Here is a 20,155-nt window from a genome sequence, read left to right as displayed (position 1 = left end):
CGGTGGGCTTCATATTCTGTGTGCTTATGCTTGCCGACATGGGGCTTGTTCAATGACACATCAGCCGGAAAACGCCCTTCGCAGCATTGCCCGTCAGGCTAATTCTGAAATCAAAAAAGCCAGACAGCAGTTTCCAGATAAAAACGTCGATGACATTTGCCGTAGCGTGCTGAAGAAGCACCGGGAAACGGTAACGCTGATGGGATTCACACCGACTCATTTAAGTCTGGCGATCGGCATATTGAACGGCGTCTTTAAGGAACGGTGGACATGAAAATCAAAATCATCAGGGAGCTACAGGCTCCTTTTTTACTGGTCGCGTTCACCTTCAACCGAATTAACCGACAGTTCATGGAGCACTGATTATGGACATTATCGATACAGCATCAGAATTGGAAGACCTGCAGCGCAACGCCGCACTTAGCCGCCACCGCATTAACCACTCAGCAGTATCAGCAACGCACTGTGAGGAGTGCGGGGATAAGTTACTTGATGCTCGCCGGAAAGCGTATCCTGGATGCACGATGTGTGTGAACTGCCTGACTGAGTTGGAGTTGAGACAGAAACAGCGAGGTTCGTAATGTTCCAGCTAATTCAACGGGGTCAGATATACGCTGATAGCGCCGGGTGGCCGGTAATAATCCACTCCGTCACATCACAGATAGTCCGCTACTGGCGACAGGGCCGGATCAACACCGCTTCAATCGACCGATTCAACAATGACTTTGAGCTCCTCGATCACCGTGATGCGATACAGATACGCGCCGAACTGGAGAAGAGCGAGCACATTAAATCGCTGCGCGCCCAGCGTGCGGCATGAGATTGTCGTAATTAATGGGTGTGAAATGTTGAGCATCAGCACTGTTGTCATCCCACTATTCGCGATAACATTCCTTACGTTTTCAATTAGCAAAAGGAGTTATCGCATGGCAACTGGAGTACCAGACACCTGCCCTAAGTGTGGGTCAAACAGAGTTGGAAAAGAGAGAATTATGGGCATGCAGACGGGAGACTGGATTTGCGGAAATTGCGGAGAAACTGACTCAATAAAAAGAGCAGTTTACCCACCAAAGAAGGACCACGATGAAAAAGAAGAATAGTAATTCTTCATAAACCTAAACAACCCGCCAAGTGCGGGTTTTTTATTGCCTGGAGAAAAGCATGCAAACAACAATCAGCATTCAGCCGGTTCTGGTTAACCGTGAGCGCGTTCAGGAGATGCTTGGCGGTATTTCCAGAACCACATTTTATCGAAAGCGCAAACAGTGGGAAGAATCTGGCACACCATTCCCGCAGGAAGTGGAAGAAATACACCCGCCGAAAGGTGGCGCTCTCTTCCGCTATGTAGAAGTTATTCAGTTCTGCAAAGATAAAGGACTATTGGCTGCACACGCCTGAATCTTATTAGCCCACAATTCCGCTGCTGCCTGCTGCTCGGGGATGTAATCATACTGGTCATAAACAGCCAGCATCCCCGTTAGCTTATGCCCGAGTATTTTCTCTGATACGTGAGGCGCTACACCAAGTTCAGCCATCTTTGTTTTGCACGTTCTTCGCAGGTCATGCAAGGACCAATGCTCCCCACCCATAACCTCTTCAACCTGCCCCGCAATGGAAATCAATGTACTGGCCGCCATAGGTCTGTCCACCTGTAACTTCGCAGGCGGAAATACGATTGACTGTTCGGGGTACACATCAAAAACCTTCTGTAAATAATCGGCTGCAAGCTGAGAAATCCCACGCACAAAGCGCTTACGCGTTTTCGAGTTCTCTTTCGGTATAACCCACTCCCGCGCCTTCAGGTCAAAATCACCCTTCCTTGCCAGCCTCAATTCAACGCCGCGACAACCGGTAAGGGCTACAATGCGGATCAGCATTTTGTTTTGCCATGACATTTTGGTTTTATCGATAGCATTCCAGAACGCGCCTATCTCATCATCATTCAGGAATCTCTCCCCGTCATCCGGTCGGCTACCGACATCATTAATTTCGAGCAACATTAGCGAATTTGAAGTAATACGTTTTCGGCGCAGCGCATAGCGGATCACCTGCTTCATCTTCACCAGAACATTACCGGCTTGTACCGGGGAACCACCTTTCGTTATGCGCAGGAATATCTGCTCCCACTCAACTGGGCTCATTTCATCTGCTATCAGTCGACCGTAATTGTCGGTAACGTGAAGCTTCAGCATCCGCTTCCAGTATTCGTACTTCACCATTTCTTTCACTGATGGCGTTTCAAGCCACTCATCAACGAGAGTACTGATGCTCGGTGAACTGGATACGATGTCTCTGGCTTTCTTCCGCTGCATTGCTGGGTCGCGTCCCTCTTCCAGCCAGCCTTTACATTCTTCCATCGCGTCGCGGGCTTCTTTGATCGACATCTTGCCGTACGTGCCAAGTTTTAGCCGGGCCGGTTTCCCGTTGAAGCGATAACGATACTGAAAGGTGATAAGTCCCTTTGGGCTGATCCTGGCAGAAAGCCCACCACCGTCAGCTATCTCCTCTGGTCCATCATATGGCTTGCCAGCTATACGCCTGAGTTTGGTATCGTTGAGAGGCATGCTTGTCCCTGTTCAGCTTTATCGGAATTGGTACACGATTTGGTACACAGATTCTACGACACGAACGCGGACAAGATGAACTAAATTGAAACGGGTAAATTAAAGAAAGTGAGGTGTGATGCGGAATTGGTGAAACAGACAGGAACAGACAGGAATGAGGTGAAATTCTGGATGGTACTTACACGAAAGATCACATACAAAGATTCATATGAAATTTATCAAAAAGGTTTGGGCTGATTCCCGCTTCACTCTGCGAAATATGTCACAGCATGCTGATTGGCGATGCCAGACCTACACCCACTTTCTGATAATACCGCTTGGCAGTTTACACGGTAATTGTTATCGGGCAAAGCGACAATCATCATGTTCGATATGATATAAATCAATACAGGCAACACCTGACCCTTTTGTTACACTCGATCATTGAAGACTGGAAATCCCCTGGAAAAACGCATGCCGACAAAACGTTTCAACAAAAAACACTGGAAGATGGTGGTAGTCCTGCTGTCTATTTGCGGCGCGATGCTGTTGCTACGCTGGGCAGCGATGATTTGGGGCTGAATGGTGATGCGCTATCAACAAACAATGCAGCCAGACCGCATAACACGGTCCGGCACATTATTACATCCTGTAGCCCAGCGATAACGTGGTGCGGCGATCGGTATGTTCCGGCGCAGACTCAGGCGGTTCAGAGTTCCATGTAACGTTGTAGGCCACCTTCAGACCAAAATGTTCATTGATGGCAACATTTAATGCGCTTTCCGAGTTCAGCGTAGTGTCTTCAGCACCAAAAACGGATACCCCTTGGGTAAATTTAGCGTTGTCGGTCAACTGCCACGCATAAGCTCCGGAGGCATACCCCAGCGGCTGCGTTTTACTGGCATTATCGGTATATTTGTCGTAACGCACGCCAGGGCCGAATTCAAAACGGAAGCTGTGTACCGGGCCATTTAAAAACTGGCGACCATAACCCGCAGTCAATACATCTCGTTCCCGATAACCGTTATAACGGTCTGTCAGCCAACTTGCCTGACCAAACAGATAATCATAATCAGTTAAATTAAAACGGCTACGACCACCTACTGCATATTTTTCCGAAGAACGCTCATCATTAGAAGAAGTATTGCTGGCATTTCCCCACAGCGACCAGGCAGTCGTCTGCCCATACCAGGTCATGGTGGTATCAGCCGTCAGTGAGGAACTTTTCGTGTTGCCTGATTGTGCAAGATAACCTGCGTTCAGATTACCTTCGAAAGGTTTTTTTGCGCTGGCAGGATCGTCCATGACAGTAAAAACGGAATCATCGGCAGTTGCAGTCAGAGACGCAAACATACCCCCCGCCAACATAACGATGGCAGGAACTGTCTTCAAAAGCTTCATTTATTAAAAGTCCGTACAACAAAAAAAGAGACCATCGCGGTCCCGGAAACTTTCTTAAGGATCAAAGAGTAGCGTCCCTGGAAAGGTGACAAATTATAAAAAGGAGTGAAAAACTTAGCAATGACTTCTTATTTCATTTTTTGAATAAGCGCGTTGCGAAAACAGATATTTATTTATATATCTTTACCTTATTAATTTTATATAAATATCTAATAAATCATATTGTTAATTCCTTCACTTTCCACTGATTCAGTGCCAGACTGAAATCAGCCTATAGGAGGAAATGATGGTACGTATCTATACGTTGACACTTGCGCCCTCTCTCGATAGCGCAACAATAACCCCGCAAATTTACCCCGAAGGAAAACTGCGCTGTACTGCCCCCGTGTTTGAACCTGGTGGCGGTGGTATTAATGTCGCTCGCGCTATTGCTCATCTGGGCGGGAGCGCGACGGCTATATTCCCGGCCGGCGGCGCGACCGGCGAACATCTCGTCGCTCTGCTGGCCGATGAAAATGTCCCTGTTGCCACTGTCGAAGCGAAGGACTGGACTGGACCCGCCAGAATCTGCATGTACATGTGGAATCCAGCGGTGAGCAGTATCGCTTTGTCATGCCCGGCGCAGCTTTAAGCGAAGATGAATTTCGTCAACTTGAAGAACAAGTTCTGGAAATCGAGTCAGGGGCTATTCTGGTTATTAGTGGAAGCCTACCACCAGGCGTGAAACTGGAAAAGTTAACGCAGCTTATTTCTGCTGCGCAAAAACAAGGAATACGCTGCATCGTCGACAGTTCCGGCGAAGCCTTAAGCGCAGCACTGGCGATTGGCAACATCGAGTTAGTTAAACCTAACCAAAAAGAACTCAGCGCACTGGTAGGTCGCGAACTCACTCAACCCGATGATGTGCGTAAAGCCGCGCAGGAAATTGTTAATAGTGGTAAGGCCAAACGGGTCGTCGTTTCCCTTGGTCCACAAGGAGCGTTGGGGGTAGATAGCGAAAACTGCATTCAGGTTGTGCCACCACCGCTAAAAAGCCAAAGTACCGTCGGTGCTGGCGACAGCATGGTAGGGGCTATGACGCTGAAGCTGGCAGAAAATGCCTCGCTTGATGAAATGGTTCGTTTTGGCGTGGCTGCCGGTAGTGCCGCAACACTCAATCAAGGAACACGCCTGTGCTCCCATGACGATACACAAAAAAATTTACGCTTACCTTTCCCACTAATCGAGACATTCCCCCATCGGTTGGGGGAATCACCACAAACCTGTCAGCAATGCGTTTCTGCGACTATGCTAAAAAATCACGTGATAACAAAGAGGTGAATTATGGCTGGTGGCGATCTTGTCCGTTATGTCATTACCGTCATGTTGCATGAAGATACATTAACTGAAATTAATGAGTTAAATAACTTTCTGACACGCGATGGCTTTTCACTGACCATGACAGACGATGATGGGAATATCCATGAACTAGGGACGAATACCTTTGGACTTATCAGCACGCAAAACGAAGATGAGATAAGAGAACTCGTTGCCGGGCTCGCCCAGAGCGCTACAGGCAAAGACCCCGAGATAAGGATCACCACCTGGGAGGAATGGAATAGCAACAAATAAAGATTTTTGGGCAATAATCAGTCTGTGGTGTGCGTTAGCTCGTGTTTTTACACCTTATTCTTGCGCTAACCTTATGATCTGGCAGACAGCATGGGAGAGACATCATGTGGCAGGTAATCAGTCGTCTTTTGAGCGAGCAGTTAGGTGAAGGCGAAATCGAACTGCGTAATGAACTGCCTGGCGGAGAAGTCCATGCCGCATGGCATTTGCGCTATGCAGGACGCGACTTTTTCGTCAAATGTGATGAAAGAGAATTGCTTCCCGGTTTTACCGCCGAAGCCGACCAACTGGAGTTATTGTCTCGCAGTAAAACCGTCACCGTACCCCGGGTGTGGGCAGTTGGCGCTGACCGTGACTACAGTTTTCTGGTGATGGATTATCTCCCTCCTCGGCCGTTGGATGCACATAACGCCTTTATTTTAGGGCAGCAAATTGCGCATCTACATCAATGGAGCGACCAGCCACAATTTGGCCTCGATTTCGATAACGCCCTTTCTACTACCCCTCAACCCAATACCTGGCAACGCCGCTGGTCAACGTTTTTTGCTGAACAACGGATTGGCTGGCAACTGGAGCTGGCAGCAGAAAAAGGGATCGCCTTCGGCAATATCGACGCCATCGTCGAGCATATCCAGCAGCGCCTGGCTTCACATCAGCCGCAACCATCACTGTTACACGGCGATCTATGGTCAGGGAATTGTGCGCTAGGTCCGAATGGTCCGTATATTTTCGACCCTGCTTGTTACTGGGGCGACAGAGAGTGCGATCTGGCCATGTTGCCGCTACATACCGAACAGCCTCCGCAAATCTATGATGGTTATCAATCAGTTTCACCGCTCCCGATCGATTTCCTCGAACGCCAACCGATTTACCAGCTTTACACTTTGCTAAACCGTGCAAGGTTGTTTGGTGGTCAACATCTGGTTATTGCTCAACAATCATTGGATAGATTGTTAGCCGCGTGACGGGAGTCGATGATAATGGCCGCACCGCGCGGCCTTTGTATTAAATGAAACCGAGCAGAGAAAAGAACACGTATCCCGCAGCAATACAAATGACCGGCAGGATATAGAGTGAAAAAAACTGCGTGAAGATAGTATGGCGTGGAACGACAATGCGCGACTCGATCTGTTCACGCGTTAACCCCTCTTCCCCTTTAGCCTTCTCCAGAATGAGTTGATCTTCAACGCCTTCGCGCAAGAAGCGCGTCTGACGACTCATGCGTGCTCCAGAGTCTTGCAACGCCAGCCCGACAAAAATCAGGATAAAGATCACCCAGAACATAACGTTCACACCACCATTAAAATTGGGCGTCGGCGAGTTATACCAGAACAGATTCAAAAAAGGCGTATTCGCCTGCATCATATCGATCATGACATGGGCAAAGTCGAGCATTACCGCATTAATGCCTTCCTGGGTTTCTTGCCGGGTATTCATAAACTTCAGCAAGGAAATCAACGTGGAAACAAGTGTTGGTATAAAAATCACCCAACCGAAAATCCTTTTCAAAATAGCAATGCGTCCAGCTTGTTGATACGTCATGAGTTCTCCTTGATTAAGACGCGTCGATTCACTTAGTTTACCTGTAGATATCAGTTTTCGCCCATTCTTTAAAGGCGATATGATAGGCGCTTAATCATAAGCACTGCTTAATACCTTACACATAATGCTCTAAAGGAGAGGTTGTAATGTCAACCCCACGACAGATTCTTGCTGCAATTTTTGATATGGATGGATTACTTATCGATTCCGAACCATTGTGGGATCGGGCCGAACTGGATGTGATGGCAAGCCTGGGGGTGGACATCTCCCGTCGTAATGAGCTACCGGACACCTTAGGTTTACGCATCGATATGGTGGTTGATCTGTGGTATGCCCGGCAACCGTGGAATGGACCGAGTCGTCAGGAAGTTGTAGATCGGGTAATTGCCCGTGCCATTTCGCTGGTTGAAGAGACGCGTCCATTACTGCCTGGCGTGCGTGAAGCCGTTGCTTTATGTAAAGCGCAGGGCTTATTGGTTGGCCTGGCTTCAGCGTCACCGCTGCATATGCTTGAAAAAGTGCTGGCCATGTTTGACCTACGTGACAGTTTCGATGCCCTCGCCTCCGCTGAAAAATTGCCTTATAGCAAGCCACATCCGCAGGTTTATCTCGACTGCGCAGCAAAACTGGGCGTTGACCCAATCGCCTGCGTGGCGCTGGAAGATTCTGTTAATGGCATGATCGCCTCGAAGGCAGCACGAATGCGCTCCATCGTCGTTCCAGCACCAGAAGCGCAAAATGATCCACGTTTTGTGTTGGCGAATGTAAAACTTTCATCCTTGACCGAACTCACCGCGAAAGACCTCCTCGGCTAATAAAAAGGGGCGTGGTGACACGGCCCCTGGTTGCTTATCTGAAATCACGTTCAACTGATGATTTTATCATCAAATTATGATGAAGAGTTACACCGTCACCACTTCCGCGCACTGTATAAAAACCCTATACTGTACGTATCGACAGTTTAGTGAGTTTTATCATGACGGCGGAAGGTCACCTCCTCTTTTCTATTGCTTGTGCGGTGTTTGCTAAAAATGCCGAGCTTACACCCGTGCTGGCACAGGGTGACTGGTGGCATATTGTCCCTTCCGCAATATTAACTTGTCTGTTACCGGATATTGACCATCCAAAGTCGTTTCTTGGGCAGCGATTAAAGTGGATATCAAAACCCATTGCCCGCGCTTTTGGTCACCGTGGCTTTACCCACAGTCTGCTGGCGGTGTTTGCTCTACTGGCGACCTTTTATCTGAAAGTTCCGGAAAGCTGGTTTATTCCGGCTGATGCTCTGCAAGGTATGGTTCTCGGCTATTTGAGTCATATTCTTGCTGATATGTTGACCCCCGCTGGCGTTCCCCTACTCTGGCCGTGCCGATGGCGTTTCCGTCTGCCAATTCTGGTTCCACAAAAAGGCAACCAGTTAGAACGTTTTCTCTGCATGGCGTTGTTTGTCTGGTCAGTGTGGATGCCCCATTCACTGCCCGAAAACAGTGCCGTACGTTGGTCATCGCAAATGATTAATACCTTGCAGATCGAGTTTCATCGCCTTATTAAGCATCAGGTTGAATACTAAAAAAACAAAAATCGCTTTTCTGGAATAAGCCATTCCATTTGAATATAAGAGCCAGCTCACAGTTCTGTTAATCTTGCTTCAACACTATGGCTACTGCGTAGCGATAGAAATAATAAGATCAGGAGAACGGGGATGAACTTTCCATTAATTGCGAACATCATAGTGTTCGTTGTGCTGCTGTTTGCGCTGGCCCAAACCCGCCACAAACAGTGGAGTCTGGCCAAAAAAGTGCTGGTAGGTCTGGTGATGGGTGTGGTTTTTGGCCTTGCCCTGCATACCATTTATGGTTCTGACAGCCAGGTACTCAAAGATTCTGTGCAGTGGTTTAACATTGTCGGTAACGGCTATGTTCAGCTACTGCAAATGATCGTCATGCCGCTGGTATTTGCCTCCATTTTAAGTGCGGTTGCCCGGCTGCATAACGCGTCTCAACTAGGAAAAATCAGTTTTCTGACTATTGGTACGCTACTGTTTACCACGCTGATTGCGGCGCTGGTCGGTGTGCTGGTCACCAACCTGTTTGGTTTGACGGCTGAAGGTCTGGTTCAGGGTGGTGCAGAAACTGCTCGTCTGAACGCTATCGAAAGCAACTATGTCGGTAAAGTCTCTGACCTGAGCGTTCCGCAGCTTGTCTTGTCCTTTATCCCGAAAAACCCGTTTGCCGATCTGACCGGTGCCAATCCGACGTCAATTATCAGCGTGGTAATTTTTGCGGCTTTCCTGGGCGTTGCCGCACTGAAACTGCTGAAAGATGATGCGCCGAAAGGTGAACGAGTCTTAACCGCTATCGATACGCTGCAAAGCTGGGTGATGAAACTGGTTCGCCTGGTCATGCAACTGACGCCATACGGCGTTCTGGCACTGATGACCAAAGTTGTTGCTGGCTCCAACCTGCAAGACATCATTAAACTGGGTAGCTTCGTTGTCGCATCCTACCTCGGTCTTATCATTATGTTTGCAGTGCATGGCATTCTGCTGGGCATTAATGGCGTAAGCCCGCTGAAATACTTCCGTAAAGTATGGCCAGTGCTGACGTTTGCCTTCACCAGTCGCTCCAGTGCTGCGTCTATTCCGCTGAATGTAGAAGCACAAACGCGTCGTCTGGGTGTTCCTGAATCCATCGCCAGTTTCGCCGCCTCTTTCGGCGCGACCATTGGTCAAAACGGCTGTGCCGGGCTGTATCCGGCAATGCTGGCAGTGATGGTTGCGCCTACGGTTGGCATTAATCCGCTGGACCCAATGTGGATTGCGACACTCGTTGGTATCGTCACTGTGAGTTCAGCAGGTGTTGCAGGCGTTGGTGGCGGTGCAACATTCGCCGCACTGATTGTACTCCCTGCGATGGGCTTGCCGGTAACGCTGGTGGCATTGTTAATTTCCGTTGAGCCACTTATCGATATGGGCCGTACGGCACTGAACGTCAGCGGTTCTATGACCGCAGGTACACTGACCAGCCAGTGGCTGAAGAAGACCGATAAATCCATTCTGGATAGCGAAGATGACGCCGAACTGGCTCACCGTTAACCCTGGCTTATAACGCAAAACGCCTGTCATCCCGACAGGCGTTTTTTTACTCTTCGACCTCATTCTCTTGTCGAATCTGATTCGCCCAGCGCTGGGCCGCCTCCGGCACACTAAACGCCGGTGAGCGCAAGAATGATTCCCCTACCAGAACAAACGCCACATATTTGCTACGTAGTATCCAGACATCACGAAACGAATCCATTTTAATCGCATGCTCCGGCGGCGCAGGTTCCGTGCGCGGGACATAGCTAATAATCGGGCGGTTTTGCTGACGTAGCGGTTTCTTCATTACTGGCTTCACTAAACGCATATTAAAAATCAGAAAAAATGTAGTTTAGCCGATTTAGCCCACGTCCGTCCTGCTTTGCGTACATCTTCAAATACTTTCGCCGACACCACTTCCAGAGCGAGACATCCCCGATGGTCTATAGTTAGAGGGTTTTTTGACCAAAAAAGCGGCCCTTTCAGCAATGAAATAAGGAGACGAGTTCAATGTCGCAACATAACGAAAAGAACCCACATCAGCACCAGTCCCCCCTGCACGACTCGAACGAAGCGAAACCAGGAATGGACTCACTGGCACCTGAGGACGGCTCTCATCGTCCAGCGGCTGAACCGACCCCGCCAGGCGCACAGCCTACCGCGCCAGGCAGTCTGAAAGCTCCTGATACGCGTAATGAAAAACTTAATTCCCTGCAAGATGTACGTAAAGGTAGTGAAAATTATGCGCTGACCACCAATCAGGGCGTGCGCATCGCTGACGATCAAAACTCACTGCGTGCCGGTAGCCGTGGTCCAACGCTGCTGGAAGATTTTATTCTGCGCGAGAAGATCACTCACTTTGACCATGAGCGTATCCCGGAACGTATTGTTCATGCGCGAGGATCTGCGGCTCATGGTTATTTCCAGCCGTATAAAAACTTAAGCGATATTACCAAAGCCGACTTCCTGTCTGACCCGAACAAAATCACCCCAGTGTTTGTCCGTTTCTCTACCGTTCAGGGTGGCGCTGGCTCTGCCGATACCGTGCGTGATATCCGTGGTTTTGCCACCAAGTTCTATACTGAAGAGGGTATTTTTGACCTCGTTGGCAATAACACGCCAATCTTCTTTATCCAGGATGCGCATAAATTCCCCGATTTTGTTCATGCGGTAAAACCAGAACCGCACTGGGCGATACCACAGGGAGGTAGCGCCCACGACACATTCTGGGATTATGTTTCCCTGCAACCGGAAACGCTGCATAACGTGATATGGGCGATGTCGGATCGCGGGATCCCGCGCAGCTACCGTACGATGGAAGGTTTCGGCATCCACACTTTCCGCCTGATTAACGCAGAAGGGAAAGCGACGTTTGTGCGTTTCCACTGGAAACCACTGGCAGGTAAAGCCTCGCTGGTATGGGATGAAGCGCAGAAACTCACCGGACGTGACCCGGACTTCCACCGCCGTGAGCTGTGGGAAGCCATTGAAGCAGGCGATTTCCCGGAATACGAACTGGGCTTCCAGTTAATCCCGGAAGAAGACGAATTCAAGTTTGATTTCGACCTTCTCGATCCAACCAAACTTATCCCGGAAGAACTGGTGCCGGTACAGCGCGTCGGCAAAATGGTACTTAACCGCAACCCGGATAACTTCTTTGCCGAAAACGAACAGGTAGCTTTCCATCCAGGGCATATTGTCCCCGGTCTGGATTTCACCAACGACCCGTTATTGCAGGGGCGTTTGTTCTCTTATACCGATACACAAATTAGTCGTCTTGGTGGGCCCAATTTCCATGAAATTCCGATTAACCGCCCGACCTGCCCTTACCATAATTTCCAGCGTGACGGCATGCACCGCATGGGAATCGACACAAATCCGGCAAACTACGAACCAAACTCGATCAACGACAACTGGCCGCGCGAAACACCGCCGGGGCCGAAACGCGGCGGATTTGAATCATACCAGGAACGTGTAGAAGGCAACAAAGTCCGCGAGCGTAGCCCATCGTTTGGCGAATATTATTCCCATCCGCGTCTGTTCTGGCTAAGCCAGACGCCGTTTGAACAGCGCCACATTATCGACGCTTTCAGCTTTGAATTGAGCAAAGTTGCTCGTCCGTATATTCGTGAACGCGTCGTTGATCAACTGGCACATATCGATCTCACTCTGGCGCAGGCTGTGGCGGAAAATCTCGGTATCGAACTGACTGATGAACAACTGAATATTACCCCGCCACCAGACATCAACGGTCTGAAAAATGCCCCAACATTAAGCCTGTATGCCATTCCTGACGGTGATGTCAAAGGCCGTGTGGTAGCGATTTTGCTTAATGATGAAGTGAGATCGGCAGACCTGCTGACCATTCTCAAGGCGCTGAAGGCCAAAGGCGTTCATGCCAAACTGCTCTACTCCCGAATGGGTGAAGTGACTGCGGATGACGGCACAGTATTGCCAATTGCTGCTACCTTTGCCGGAGCGCCTTCGCTGACGGTGGATGCGGTCATTGTCCCTTGCGGTAATATTGCGGATATCGCAGACAACGGCGATGCGAACTATTACCTGATGGAAGCCTACAAACACCTTAAACCGATTGCGCTGGCGGGAGACGCCCGCAAGTTCAAAGCGACAATTAAGGTGGATGACAAAGGTGAAGAAGGGGTTGTGGAAGCCGACAGCGCCGACGGTAGTTTTATGGATGAACTGTTAACGCTAATGGCGGCGCACCGCGTCTGGTCACGTATGCCTAAGATTGACAAAATTCCGGCGTAAATATGGGTGGCGCAACTGCGCCACCTTTGCCTGATGCGCTGCGCTTATCAGGCCTACCGGATGTTCATAATGCTATGAAATTTCAATATATTGTATGCCGAATAAGGCATTTACGCCGCATCCGGCAAAACAGCCTTACCTACACATCCAGATAACTACCCAACCGATAACCACGCTCGGCAATGGCATACTTCAACGACGCCGACGTTAACACATCCAGTTCCGCTAACCGCGGGAAACAGTAAGCACTCTGGCGAATTGTATTATCGACAAACGCAGGATGGCACATCACTTCCACTGAGCGTTCACCGCGATGACTGGAATCATCCAACACTTGCAGGAACAGTGATTCACTAATCTCTTCACCATAGAATGCACTACTGAAGCCCTGTGAACTGCGCAGATTAGCGGGTAAATCACCGTCGTTAAATACTGGCTGGCGATCAATACGCAACGCAATCCCCTCTTCAGCCGCAAACTTCGCCACAATCGGGAAAATCTGCGGGAACATATGCACATGATGATGACTATCAAGATGTGTTGGTTTGCGGCCAAACAATTCAATGAATCGCAGATACTGGCGGGCGAGTTCCTGGGAAATTTCTTCCAGTGGTAAGGCATCGTCTTCTGCCAGCTGCCAGATCCATTTCCCCAGCACACCTTGCCGGGTCAGCCCAGGCATTTCAGTCAGCGGCTTGCCCAGTGTAAGGACAAAGTGCATCCCAACTGCCAGACTCGGTTCATCACAACTTAACCGCACCGCATGGTCGATAGCTTCCCCATTCACCAGCGCCGTCGTTGAGGTGACAATACCATTACGACAGGCCTCGATAATGCCGTAGTTCTGGCCTTTACTTAAGCCAAAGTCATCAGCATTAACAATCAGTAAGCGTTCCATAATCAGCCTCAGTTAATGTGCTTTTTTGAGTTCTGCAATGCAGTCAGCAAAGTTTGGCAACCACTTCTCATGCACCAGAATCATCTCTCTTGCCAGCAGTTCCGCGTCACGATCGGAATGCACCAGCGGGCTAAGGTTGAGCGCCAGTAACACATCGTTAAATTCGCCGCTAAGGGCTGCGTGGCTGGCGGCAATCTCAAAACCTTTGATGGTATGAATCAAGCCCATCACTTTGTCATCGAAGTGTGTAATGCGTGGATGTGGCGTCGCGCCATCGCGCCCCAGTGTACAGGTCATTTCTACCGCCCAGTCTGCCGGAATATTATCAATATGCCCATGATGCGGGATATTAACGTAATGTTCTGCTTGCTTGTCGTTGTAGATAGCATTAATCACTTCACACGCCGCATCTGAGTAATATGCCCCGCCGCGCTGTTCCAGTTCTTTCGGCTTAACGTTCAGGTCCGGATTTTTATACAGGTCAAAGAGTTGTTTCTCGACTTTCTGTACCACCTGTGCACGTGCGCCGCCTTTATAATACTCACCCATTTCAATCGCCAGCATCTCTTTTTGCTTGAAGTAATAAAGCAGATACGAGCACGGCAACAGATTCAGTGAGCGAATTAAGCCTTCGCTAAACGGCAGATCGAAAATATTTTTTACGCCAGACGCTTTTAACTGCCCGGATGCCACACCATCAAGCAATTCGGCAAAGCGAGACTTGCCATTTACCAGAACATCTTTAATAAACACCATGTGGTTCAGCCCGAACAGATCGATAGATAAATCATCGTTCTCATTCAACGCTAAAACATCGCTGATAAACATCTTCATGCCAATCGGAATATTACACACGCCGATAAAGCGTTTAAATCCGGTATGACGATAAACGGCTTCGGTGACCATTCCCGCTGGGTTCGTAAAGTTAATCACCCAGGCATTGGGGCAGAGTTCTTCAACATCTTTGACTATGTCAAAAATCACCGGAATAGTACGCAGACCTTTAAACAGGCCACCTGCACCGTTGGTTTCCTGGCCGAGATAACCATGACTTAACGGAATACGTTCATCGAGTTCGCGTGCTGGTAATTGACCTACGCGCAGCTGGGTAGTGACGAAATCGGCATCTTTCAATGCTTCGCGGCGATCGAGCGTTTTATAAAGCTTCATTGGTACACCAGCGTTATCAATCATCCGCTGGCAGAGATCGAAAATAATATCCAGCTTCGCTTTACCCTCTTCGACGTCCACCAGCCATAATTCACTCACCGGCAATTCGTGATAACGTTTAATAAACCCTTCCAGTAATTCCGGGGTATAGCTGCTCCCGCCACCAATAGTGACGACTTTTAATTTCTGGCTCATAATTTCTCCCTTCACTAGGAAATACTGATATTCGTCGTGCCTGCCGCTAAGTCAGGAATAACCCGGAAATACCAGGTTATACAGAGCAAGCATGTAAATTTAGTGTTCTGACACAATGGCTACTGATTAAATTCAGTCAATTTTTTACGATAACTATTGGGTGTAAACGAGGTCAGTTTCTTAAACGTTTTAATAAACAAGCTTGGGCTACTATAACCGGCTTCAAATGCAATATCCGTTACCGAATAGTTGGTCATTTCCAGTTGTTTTTTGGCAAAATTAATGCGAATTTCATTAATAATCTGCATTGGTGTTTTGCCATAATATCGCTGGGTCGCACGCGTCAAATATTCCTGCGATTTCGCCGACAGTATCACCATATTTTCCAGCGCATTTTCACTAAACTGCTCTTTATCATGCATCTTTTCAACCGTGCCTTTCAGCCACTGCGGCACATCATCAATTACCTGTTCTTCACGGTAATGACGTAAGCGGTTGATAACATAAAAAGTCACTGTCTCAACAAACTCTTCCAGCCCGGTTTCACGGAAATTCAGTGAAGAGATGACCGTTTCCACATAGGTGAGAAAAGCGTTATTGGTCCGGTATACCTGTGATGCGACGAAGCAATAAGGCAACAACGGCAGATAATGTTGCTCAAAAAAACGTTTGCTGATCCCAACATTTAATATACGCGTGGCGCCAAACTCATAAAAACTTTGATGGTGCGAGCCCAACGGAATAAAGACAAAATCGCCCCGCTCCAGCAACACGCGTTTACCGTTTATCTCCTGGTAATAACGACCCGTTAACACCAGGGTGAATTCATAATAGTCGTGTTGATGCAGCCCACTGATACTCTCAGTTTTGTTGTAGATAAACACATGGAAGTTTTTGCCATTAAACAGTTGTTGTTCACGGGCTGTGGCAATTTCCGGCGCATTAATCACTGGCTGCATCATCAACTCCTTATGCCTTCAATTTTTCATGAAGCTCAATTAATTCGCTAATCAGTTCACGTGCAAGCATTGAGGTCATTAAATGATCCTGGGCGTGGACCAGCACCAGACTCACTTTCATCTTACCTTCGCCCGCATCGCCTTCAATCAGTTTCGTCTGTACCAGATGCGCTTCATTCAACGCCATTCGTGACTGATCCATCATCGCTTTTGCTGCAGCAAAATCGCCCTGCTTTGCCTGTTTCAGCGCCGCATACGCCAGACTGCGCGCCTGCCCGGAATTGATGATAAGCCCCATCACCACTTCTTCCAGTTCTTCGGCTTCGGTTTGCGTATCCGGGATATTGTCGAGATCCATCATACTCAGTTCCTCACTTTCCTTACCCGGCACAGCGTTACCTGTGCCGATATCGATTAAAATTTCAGCGCGTTAGCAATATCTTCTTCACTCTCTTCTTTATCAATCACGTTTTGTGCTTTGTTAGCCACCACAACAAATGGCAGATAAATCAGCGTGGCGATACCGAGGTTAAAGAGTGCGACCAGTAAGGCGGCAACGCTACCGTTGGTGTTAAAGAAGGCTCCCAGACCGGTTGGCATGGTCCACGGCGCAATGTTGGTCACTGGTGGAATAATGCCCATGTAGTACGCTGCGAGGGTGATTGCCGCCAGAATCGGTTGTACCAGCACAAACGGGATAAACATCACCGGGTTCATAATAATCGGCAGACCAAACAGAATCGGTTCGTTAATCTGGAAGATGCCGGACGGCAGCGCCAGTTTTGCCACTTGACGATAATCAGCACGGCGAGAAGCAATAAAGATAGCCAGAATCAGGCCCAGGGTCGCACCACTACCACCGAGGAAAATAAAGGAGTCCAGCATCGGCTTGGCCCAGATATGGAAGGTCTTACCGGCAGCTAATGCCGCTTCGACGGAACCATATTGCTGGTAGGTCGCGATGTTTTCCAACGCCCACGGCGTCATAATGCCGTTGTCCAGCGCGGTGAGAGCCAGCGCGCCATGAATACCGAAGAACCACAGCAGCGGAACAAAAATCACATATGCCCAGCCAACCACGCTACCCAGCGATGCCAGCGGCGTTGAGATGGTATCCATAATGATCTGATGGAAGTTGGTGCCCCAGGTGTTCAGCGCCCAGGCAATAATCCCCATCACGGAAAGAATAATAAAGCCGGGAATCAATGCAGAGAAAGAACGCGATACCGACGCAGGTACGCTATCGGGCAGTCTAATTACCCAGTTGCGGCGGACAATAAAGGTAAACATTTCTGCCACCACCAGGCCGATAATAATCCCGGAGATGATATTTGCGCCGCCTAACCAATTAGCGCCGACGGCATAAGCCTCGCCGACGCTATAAGGCGTGACGGTCATAAACGCCGCAACGGATAACAATCCCGCTGCCAGCGCATCGACTTTACGCTCTTCTGCCAGCGCCATGCCGATAAAGAACGGTGCCATTAAAGACATAATCCCCAATGTTCCGTTATAAACATTTCCGCCAATACCTTTCAGACCATTGAGTGTTTCAATGGTCGAGGCGTCGAGGCGAATACCTAAGGAATAAAAAAACGACCCCTCCCCAAAGCTAAGGAAAACGTTATTAATTAATACAAACATAGCCCCTGCGAGGGTTAACGGCATTAAGCGAATAAAACCGTTTTTGATTGCATTAACGTGCGGTTGCTTTCCTATTTTAACTGCAAAAGGGAGGAGTACCTTTTCAAGCGATGCAATAACATTACTCATAGAAAAATACCCTTAAAAACCGCAATTCAAATATTGCGGTATAGATTTATGAAATAACTCTTTGACGGGAAAATTTAAAAATTAATTTGCTGCGGCTTTTTTAATTGCTGCAACTGCAGCCTTAAGCACGCCTAAACCATCGACTTTGCCATATAACAACGAGTCAATTACTTCCACCGGTTTGTTGGGTAACAAACGCTGAATTTCGGGCAACATATAAGCAATCTGCGGCCCTAATAAAACGACATCGGCATTCAGCCCTTTTTCACCAGCCAGCGTTTCTGGAAATGCTTCAATAATGACCGGAACTTCATATTTTTCTGCCTGAGCGCGCATTTTTGATACCAGTAAAGAGGTAGACATGCCCGCAGAACAAAACAGATAAATGTGTTTCTTTTCCATAAAACTGCCCTCATCAACGATTATCTGTCAGCCAGACACTCCGCAAGCCTTCACCTGCTTCCATGCTCTGGGTAACTTGCGAAACCAACATGACTTTTTTTGGTGGCTGAAAAGAGTATACGGTATTGACCTGAGCAATAGTATTTCTTTGACTATACAAATTGTCTCTCCTTGACCTGCTGTTATGACCACCTTCACATTTCGGTTAAATAATTCGCGTCAACAAATAAGAACACGCGCATAAAAAAACCGGCACAATGGCCGGTTTTCGTTGTGACTCAAGCTTTCAGATGAAGGAATTACTTCGCAGCCTGCGGATCAGTGTCGTATTCGGCACAGGTCTGATAGCCGGTGTTGATCACATGCCCGGTATCATCTAACGCGACAAAATAGGTTTCTGCTTTACCATCACGTTGACCCAGAATGTAGGTCTGGCAAGTACCACGAGCATGGATCATGCTCACTTCAGACGAAGGTTTACCCGCAATTTGTGCAACCTGCGCCCGGCTCATGCCTTTTTTGACGTCTTTCACCACAGGCTGTACAAACTGGTCTTTGGTACGATCATACGCCGTACAACCTGCCAGCATGGTTAATACCGCCGCTGCACCCAGAATTCCTGCCATATTCTTGTTCATATTCCGTCCTCTTGTTTATCAGCGTGTTAGATAAGCCTGGAATACATCGGGGGCTTTTTCAAGCCTGAGAGCGAAACGGTTTCGCTTTCAGAGGATTCCTGTATGACGTTTTAACCACCATTCAACCTGCTGTCGCTTGTCGTTTCTGTAGCAACGGGTTAGCTTTAAGGAAGTTATATTTTTTGTCTGGAGGGGTTCAATGACATTGCAGCAACAAATAATAAAGGCGCTGGGCGCCAAACCGCAGATTAATGCTGAAGAGGAAATTCGTCGCAGCGTCGATTTTCTGAAAAGCTATCTACAAACCTACCCGTTCATTAAATCACTGGTACTCGGCATTAGCGGTGGTCAGGACTCTACCCTTGCCGGTAAGTTGTGTCAGATGGCAATTAATGAACTGCGCCAGGAAACCGGTAATGAATCACTGCAATTTATCGCCGTGCGCCTTCCCTACGGTGTTCAGGCCGACGAACAAGATTGCCAGGACGCCATTGCCTTTATTCAGCCGGATCGCGTATTAACCGTCAATATCAAGGGCGCGGTACTCGCCAGTGAACAGGCATTGCGGGAAGCAGGTATCGAACTGAGCGATTTTGTGCGTGGCAATGAAAAAGCACGTGAGCGGATGAAAGCGCAATACAGCATTGCGGGTATGACTAATGGCGTCGTAGTTGGCACCGATCATGCGGCAGAAGCCATTACTGGATTCTTCACTAAATATGGTGATGGTGGCACAGACATTAACCCTCTGTATCGTCTGAATAAACGTCAGGGTAAACAGTTACTGGCGGCGTTAGGTTGCCCTGAGCATCTCTATAAGAAGGCACCCACAGCCGACCTGGAAGATGACCGCCCGTCACTGCCAGATGAAGTCGCGCTCGGCGTAACGTATGAAAATATCGATGACTATCTTGAAGGGAAAAATGTCCCGGAACAGGTCGCCAGAACGATTGAGAACTGGTATCTGAAAACCGAGCATAAACGCCGCCCACCCATTACGGTTTTCGATGATTTCTGGAAAAAATAAACAGTGCGGCCTCCCCGCCTGAGATTGTCGACACCAAACACTTTATACATGCCGGATATGGCGTAAGCGTCTTATCCGGCATGTAAAACTTTGCAAATTCAATACATTGCAGGAGTCGAGTAGGCCTGATAAGCGTAGCGCATCAGGCAGT

The 20,155-nt window shown here is 48.6% G+C and carries 24 protein-coding genes and 1 pseudogene; 14 read left to right on the top strand and 11 right to left on the bottom strand.

Translation table 11 applies throughout. The features are described from left to right. The first annotated feature begins 52 nt into the window (after positions 1-52). The 5 genes from D9736_RS03735 to D9736_RS03715 all read left to right on the top strand — a co-directional run bounded on the left by D9736_RS03735 (position 53) and on the right by D9736_RS03715 (position 1,398). The gene (locus tag D9736_RS03735; RefSeq protein WP_240779315.1) at positions 53-274 is read left to right on the top strand and encodes a cell division protein ZapA; all 222 of its coding nucleotides are present in this window, start codon (positions 53-55) and stop codon (positions 272-274) included. A gap of 91 nt (positions 275-365) precedes the next feature. Continuing rightward, positions 366-581 (top strand): TraR/DksA family transcriptional regulator, encoded by a 216-nt coding sequence (locus D9736_RS03730; RefSeq protein WP_107164384.1) that lies wholly within the window; start codon positions 366-368, stop codon positions 579-581. Further along, complete coding sequence (locus D9736_RS03725) at positions 581-820, top strand: DUF4222 domain-containing protein (protein WP_107164383.1); 240 nt, start codon at positions 581-583, stop codon at positions 818-820. The genes D9736_RS03730 and D9736_RS03725 overlap by 1 nt, the downstream gene beginning before the upstream one ends. Before the next feature lie 106 nt (positions 821-926). Continuing rightward, positions 927-1,100 (top strand): Eag protein, encoded by a 174-nt coding sequence (locus tag D9736_RS03720; protein WP_107164454.1) that lies wholly within the window; start codon positions 927-929, stop codon positions 1,098-1,100. A gap of 61 nt (positions 1,101-1,161) precedes the next feature. Further along, the gene (locus D9736_RS03715) at positions 1,162-1,398 is read left to right on the top strand and encodes a hypothetical protein (protein WP_032936075.1); all 237 of its coding nucleotides are present in this window, start codon (positions 1,162-1,164) and stop codon (positions 1,396-1,398) included. On the opposite strand, the gene D9736_RS03710 is transcribed toward D9736_RS03715, so the two are convergent. After that, on the bottom strand, positions 1,356-2,564 hold the full coding sequence (locus tag D9736_RS03710) for a site-specific integrase (RefSeq protein WP_107164382.1): 1,209 nt from the start codon (positions 2,562-2,564) through the stop codon (positions 1,356-1,358). The genes D9736_RS03715 and D9736_RS03710 overlap by 43 nt on opposite strands. 453 nt (positions 2,565-3,017) lie before the next feature. On the opposite strand from D9736_RS03710, the gene yniD reads away from it, so the two are divergent. Further along, positions 3,018-3,125: a small membrane protein YniD gene (yniD, locus tag D9736_RS03705; protein WP_064529152.1), complete on the top strand. Its 108-nt coding sequence runs from the start codon at positions 3,018-3,020 to the stop codon at positions 3,123-3,125. Between the two features lie 60 nt (positions 3,126-3,185). On the opposite strand, the gene D9736_RS03700 is transcribed toward yniD, so the two are convergent. Next, entirely contained in the window at positions 3,186-3,944 is a 759-nt protein-coding gene (locus D9736_RS03700) for a YdiY family protein (protein WP_130218891.1), read from the bottom strand. Between the two features lie 286 nt (positions 3,945-4,230). Here D9736_RS03700 and pfkB point away from each other — a divergent pair. From pfkB to D9736_RS03685, 3 genes and pseudogenes are all read left to right on the top strand, one after another. Beyond that, positions 4,231-5,166 (top strand): annotated as a pseudogene (pfkB, locus tag D9736_RS03695) (6-phosphofructokinase II). A 101-nt stretch (positions 5,167-5,267) separates the two neighbouring features. Then, complete coding sequence (gene ghoS, locus D9736_RS03690; RefSeq protein WP_130218889.1) at positions 5,268-5,555, top strand: type V toxin-antitoxin system endoribonuclease antitoxin GhoS; 288 nt, start codon at positions 5,268-5,270, stop codon at positions 5,553-5,555. Positions 5,556-5,659: 104 nt separating this feature from the next. Continuing rightward, complete coding sequence (locus D9736_RS03685) at positions 5,660-6,520, top strand: fructosamine kinase family protein (RefSeq protein ID WP_130257723.1); 861 nt, start codon at positions 5,660-5,662, stop codon at positions 6,518-6,520. 40 nt (positions 6,521-6,560) lie between these two features. Here the strand turns inward: D9736_RS03685 and D9736_RS03680 are convergent, their stop codons facing one another. Then, on the bottom strand, positions 6,561-7,097 hold the full coding sequence (locus D9736_RS03680; RefSeq protein WP_130218885.1) for a YniB family protein: 537 nt from the start codon (positions 7,095-7,097) through the stop codon (positions 6,561-6,563). A 146-nt stretch (positions 7,098-7,243) separates the two neighbouring features. On the opposite strand from D9736_RS03680, the gene hxpB reads away from it, so the two are divergent. From hxpB to tcyP, 3 genes are all read left to right on the top strand, one after another. Then, the gene (gene hxpB / locus D9736_RS03675; protein ID WP_130218883.1) at positions 7,244-7,912 is read left to right on the top strand and encodes a hexitol phosphatase HxpB; all 669 of its coding nucleotides are present in this window, start codon (positions 7,244-7,246) and stop codon (positions 7,910-7,912) included. 161 nt (positions 7,913-8,073) lie between these two features. Then, positions 8,074-8,664 carry a metal-dependent hydrolase gene (locus D9736_RS03670; protein WP_064529159.1) on the top strand — a complete coding sequence of 197 codons (591 nt, stop codon included), beginning with the start codon at positions 8,074-8,076 and terminating at the stop codon, positions 8,662-8,664. A 132-nt stretch (positions 8,665-8,796) separates the two neighbouring features. Beyond that, positions 8,797-10,188 carry a cystine/sulfocysteine:cation symporter gene (gene tcyP, locus D9736_RS03665; RefSeq protein WP_130257722.1) on the top strand — a complete coding sequence of 464 codons (1,392 nt, stop codon included), beginning with the start codon at positions 8,797-8,799 and terminating at the stop codon, positions 10,186-10,188. Positions 10,189-10,234: 46 nt separating this feature from the next. Here the strand turns inward: tcyP and cedA are convergent, their stop codons facing one another. Beyond that, complete coding sequence (gene cedA, locus D9736_RS03660) at positions 10,235-10,498, bottom strand: cell division activator CedA (RefSeq protein WP_130236587.1); 264 nt, start codon at positions 10,496-10,498, stop codon at positions 10,235-10,237. A gap of 182 nt (positions 10,499-10,680) precedes the next feature. Between cedA and katE the strand changes: the two genes are divergently transcribed. Then, positions 10,681-12,942 carry a catalase HPII gene (katE, locus tag D9736_RS03655; protein WP_130257721.1) on the top strand — a complete coding sequence of 754 codons (2,262 nt, stop codon included), beginning with the start codon at positions 10,681-10,683 and terminating at the stop codon, positions 12,940-12,942. A gap of 139 nt (positions 12,943-13,081) precedes the next feature. Here katE and chbG read toward each other — a convergent pair whose 3' ends face one another. The 7 genes from chbG to osmE all read right to left on the bottom strand — a co-directional run bounded on the left by chbG (position 13,082) and on the right by osmE (position 18,977). Beyond that, positions 13,082-13,840 carry a chitin disaccharide deacetylase gene (gene chbG, locus D9736_RS03650; RefSeq protein ID WP_130257720.1) on the bottom strand — a complete coding sequence of 253 codons (759 nt, stop codon included), beginning with the start codon at positions 13,838-13,840 and terminating at the stop codon, positions 13,082-13,084. A gap of 12 nt (positions 13,841-13,852) precedes the next feature. Then, positions 13,853-15,205, bottom strand: coding sequence for a 6-phospho-beta-glucosidase (celF, locus tag D9736_RS03645; protein WP_130257719.1), 1,353 nt, complete (start codon positions 15,203-15,205; stop codon positions 13,853-13,855). Positions 15,206-15,324: 119 nt separating this feature from the next. After that, entirely contained in the window at positions 15,325-16,167 is an 843-nt protein-coding gene (gene chbR, locus D9736_RS03640; RefSeq protein WP_171020845.1) for a transcriptional regulator ChbR, read from the bottom strand. A gap of 7 nt (positions 16,168-16,174) precedes the next feature. Next, positions 16,175-16,525 (bottom strand): PTS N,N'-diacetylchitobiose transporter subunit IIA, encoded by a 351-nt coding sequence (chbA, locus tag D9736_RS03635; RefSeq protein ID WP_064529165.1) that lies wholly within the window; start codon positions 16,523-16,525, stop codon positions 16,175-16,177. A gap of 53 nt (positions 16,526-16,578) precedes the next feature. Next, positions 16,579-17,937, bottom strand: coding sequence for a PTS N,N'-diacetylchitobiose transporter subunit IIC (gene chbC / locus D9736_RS03630; RefSeq protein WP_130257718.1), 1,359 nt, complete (start codon positions 17,935-17,937; stop codon positions 16,579-16,581). Between the two features lie 81 nt (positions 17,938-18,018). Then, on the bottom strand, positions 18,019-18,339 hold the full coding sequence (chbB, locus tag D9736_RS03625) for a PTS N,N'-diacetylchitobiose transporter subunit IIB (RefSeq protein WP_000412160.1): 321 nt from the start codon (positions 18,337-18,339) through the stop codon (positions 18,019-18,021). Between the two features lie 299 nt (positions 18,340-18,638). Continuing rightward, on the bottom strand, positions 18,639-18,977 hold the full coding sequence (gene osmE / locus D9736_RS03615; protein WP_064529167.1) for an osmotically-inducible lipoprotein OsmE: 339 nt from the start codon (positions 18,975-18,977) through the stop codon (positions 18,639-18,641). Positions 18,978-19,176: 199 nt separating this feature from the next. Here osmE and nadE point away from each other — a divergent pair, with 199 nt between their 5' ends. Further along, a complete protein-coding gene (nadE, locus tag D9736_RS03610) occupies positions 19,177-20,004 on the top strand; it encodes an ammonia-dependent NAD(+) synthetase (protein ID WP_064529168.1) in 828 nt (275 codons plus the stop codon). Positions 20,005-20,155: the final 151 nt, after the last annotated feature.

Source organism: Escherichia sp. E10V10 (assembly GCF_004211985.1).
Taxonomy (GTDB): Bacteria; Pseudomonadota; Gammaproteobacteria; order Enterobacterales; family Enterobacteriaceae; genus Escherichia.
The sequence above is the reverse complement of the archived record's forward strand: the minus strand, read 5'-3'. Positions and strand labels throughout refer to the sequence as shown.

What these genes read in the sequence shown, in the direction of transcription:
- katE (WP_130257721.1), top strand. Translation starts at nt 10,681, where the DNA reads ATGTCGCAACATAACGAAAAGAACCCACATCAGCACCAGTCCCCCCTG.
- D9736_RS03730 (WP_107164384.1), top strand. Translation starts at nt 366, where the DNA reads ATGGACATTATCGATACAGCATCAGAATTGGAAGACCTGCAGCGCAAC.
- yniD (WP_064529152.1), top strand. Translation starts at nt 3,018, where the DNA reads ATGCCGACAAAACGTTTCAACAAAAAACACTGGAAGATGGTGGTAGTC.
- celF (WP_130257719.1), bottom strand. Translation starts at nt 15,205, where the DNA reads ATGAGCCAGAAATTAAAAGTCGTCACTATTGGTGGCGGGAGCAGCTAT.
- D9736_RS03720 (WP_107164454.1), top strand. Translation starts at nt 927, where the DNA reads ATGGCAACTGGAGTACCAGACACCTGCCCTAAGTGTGGGTCAAACAGA.
- D9736_RS03715 (WP_032936075.1), top strand. Translation starts at nt 1,162, where the DNA reads ATGCAAACAACAATCAGCATTCAGCCGGTTCTGGTTAACCGTGAGCGC.
- ghoS (WP_130218889.1), top strand. Translation starts at nt 5,268, where the DNA reads ATGGCTGGTGGCGATCTTGTCCGTTATGTCATTACCGTCATGTTGCAT.
- D9736_RS03710 (WP_107164382.1), bottom strand. Translation starts at nt 2,564, where the DNA reads ATGCCTCTCAACGATACCAAACTCAGGCGTATAGCTGGCAAGCCATAT.
- chbC (WP_130257718.1), bottom strand. Translation starts at nt 17,937, where the DNA reads ATGAGTAATGTTATTGCATCGCTTGAAAAGGTACTCCTCCCTTTTGCA.
- nadE (WP_064529168.1), top strand. Translation starts at nt 19,177, where the DNA reads ATGACATTGCAGCAACAAATAATAAAGGCGCTGGGCGCCAAACCGCAG.
- chbG (WP_130257720.1), bottom strand. Translation starts at nt 13,840, where the DNA reads ATGGAACGCTTACTGATTGTTAATGCTGATGACTTTGGCTTAAGTAAA.
- D9736_RS03725 (WP_107164383.1), top strand. Translation starts at nt 581, where the DNA reads ATGTTCCAGCTAATTCAACGGGGTCAGATATACGCTGATAGCGCCGGG.
- D9736_RS03680 (WP_130218885.1), bottom strand. Translation starts at nt 7,097, where the DNA reads ATGACGTATCAACAAGCTGGACGCATTGCTATTTTGAAAAGGATTTTC.
- D9736_RS03685 (WP_130257723.1), top strand. Translation starts at nt 5,660, where the DNA reads ATGTGGCAGGTAATCAGTCGTCTTTTGAGCGAGCAGTTAGGTGAAGGC.
- chbA (WP_064529165.1), bottom strand. Translation starts at nt 16,525, where the DNA reads ATGATGGATCTCGACAATATCCCGGATACGCAAACCGAAGCCGAAGAA.
- D9736_RS03735 (WP_240779315.1), top strand. Translation starts at nt 53, where the DNA reads ATGACACATCAGCCGGAAAACGCCCTTCGCAGCATTGCCCGTCAGGCT.
- chbB (WP_000412160.1), bottom strand. Translation starts at nt 18,339, where the DNA reads ATGGAAAAGAAACACATTTATCTGTTTTGTTCTGCGGGCATGTCTACC.
- osmE (WP_064529167.1), bottom strand. Translation starts at nt 18,977, where the DNA reads ATGAACAAGAATATGGCAGGAATTCTGGGTGCAGCGGCGGTATTAACC.
- tcyP (WP_130257722.1), top strand. Translation starts at nt 8,797, where the DNA reads ATGAACTTTCCATTAATTGCGAACATCATAGTGTTCGTTGTGCTGCTG.
- D9736_RS03700 (WP_130218891.1), bottom strand. Translation starts at nt 3,944, where the DNA reads ATGAAGCTTTTGAAGACAGTTCCTGCCATCGTTATGTTGGCGGGGGGT.
- cedA (WP_130236587.1), bottom strand. Translation starts at nt 10,498, where the DNA reads ATGCGTTTAGTGAAGCCAGTAATGAAGAAACCGCTACGTCAGCAAAAC.
- hxpB (WP_130218883.1), top strand. Translation starts at nt 7,244, where the DNA reads ATGTCAACCCCACGACAGATTCTTGCTGCAATTTTTGATATGGATGGA.
- D9736_RS03670 (WP_064529159.1), top strand. Translation starts at nt 8,074, where the DNA reads ATGACGGCGGAAGGTCACCTCCTCTTTTCTATTGCTTGTGCGGTGTTT.
- chbR (WP_171020845.1), bottom strand. Translation starts at nt 16,167, where the DNA reads ATGATGCAGCCAGTGATTAATGCGCCGGAAATTGCCACAGCCCGTGAA.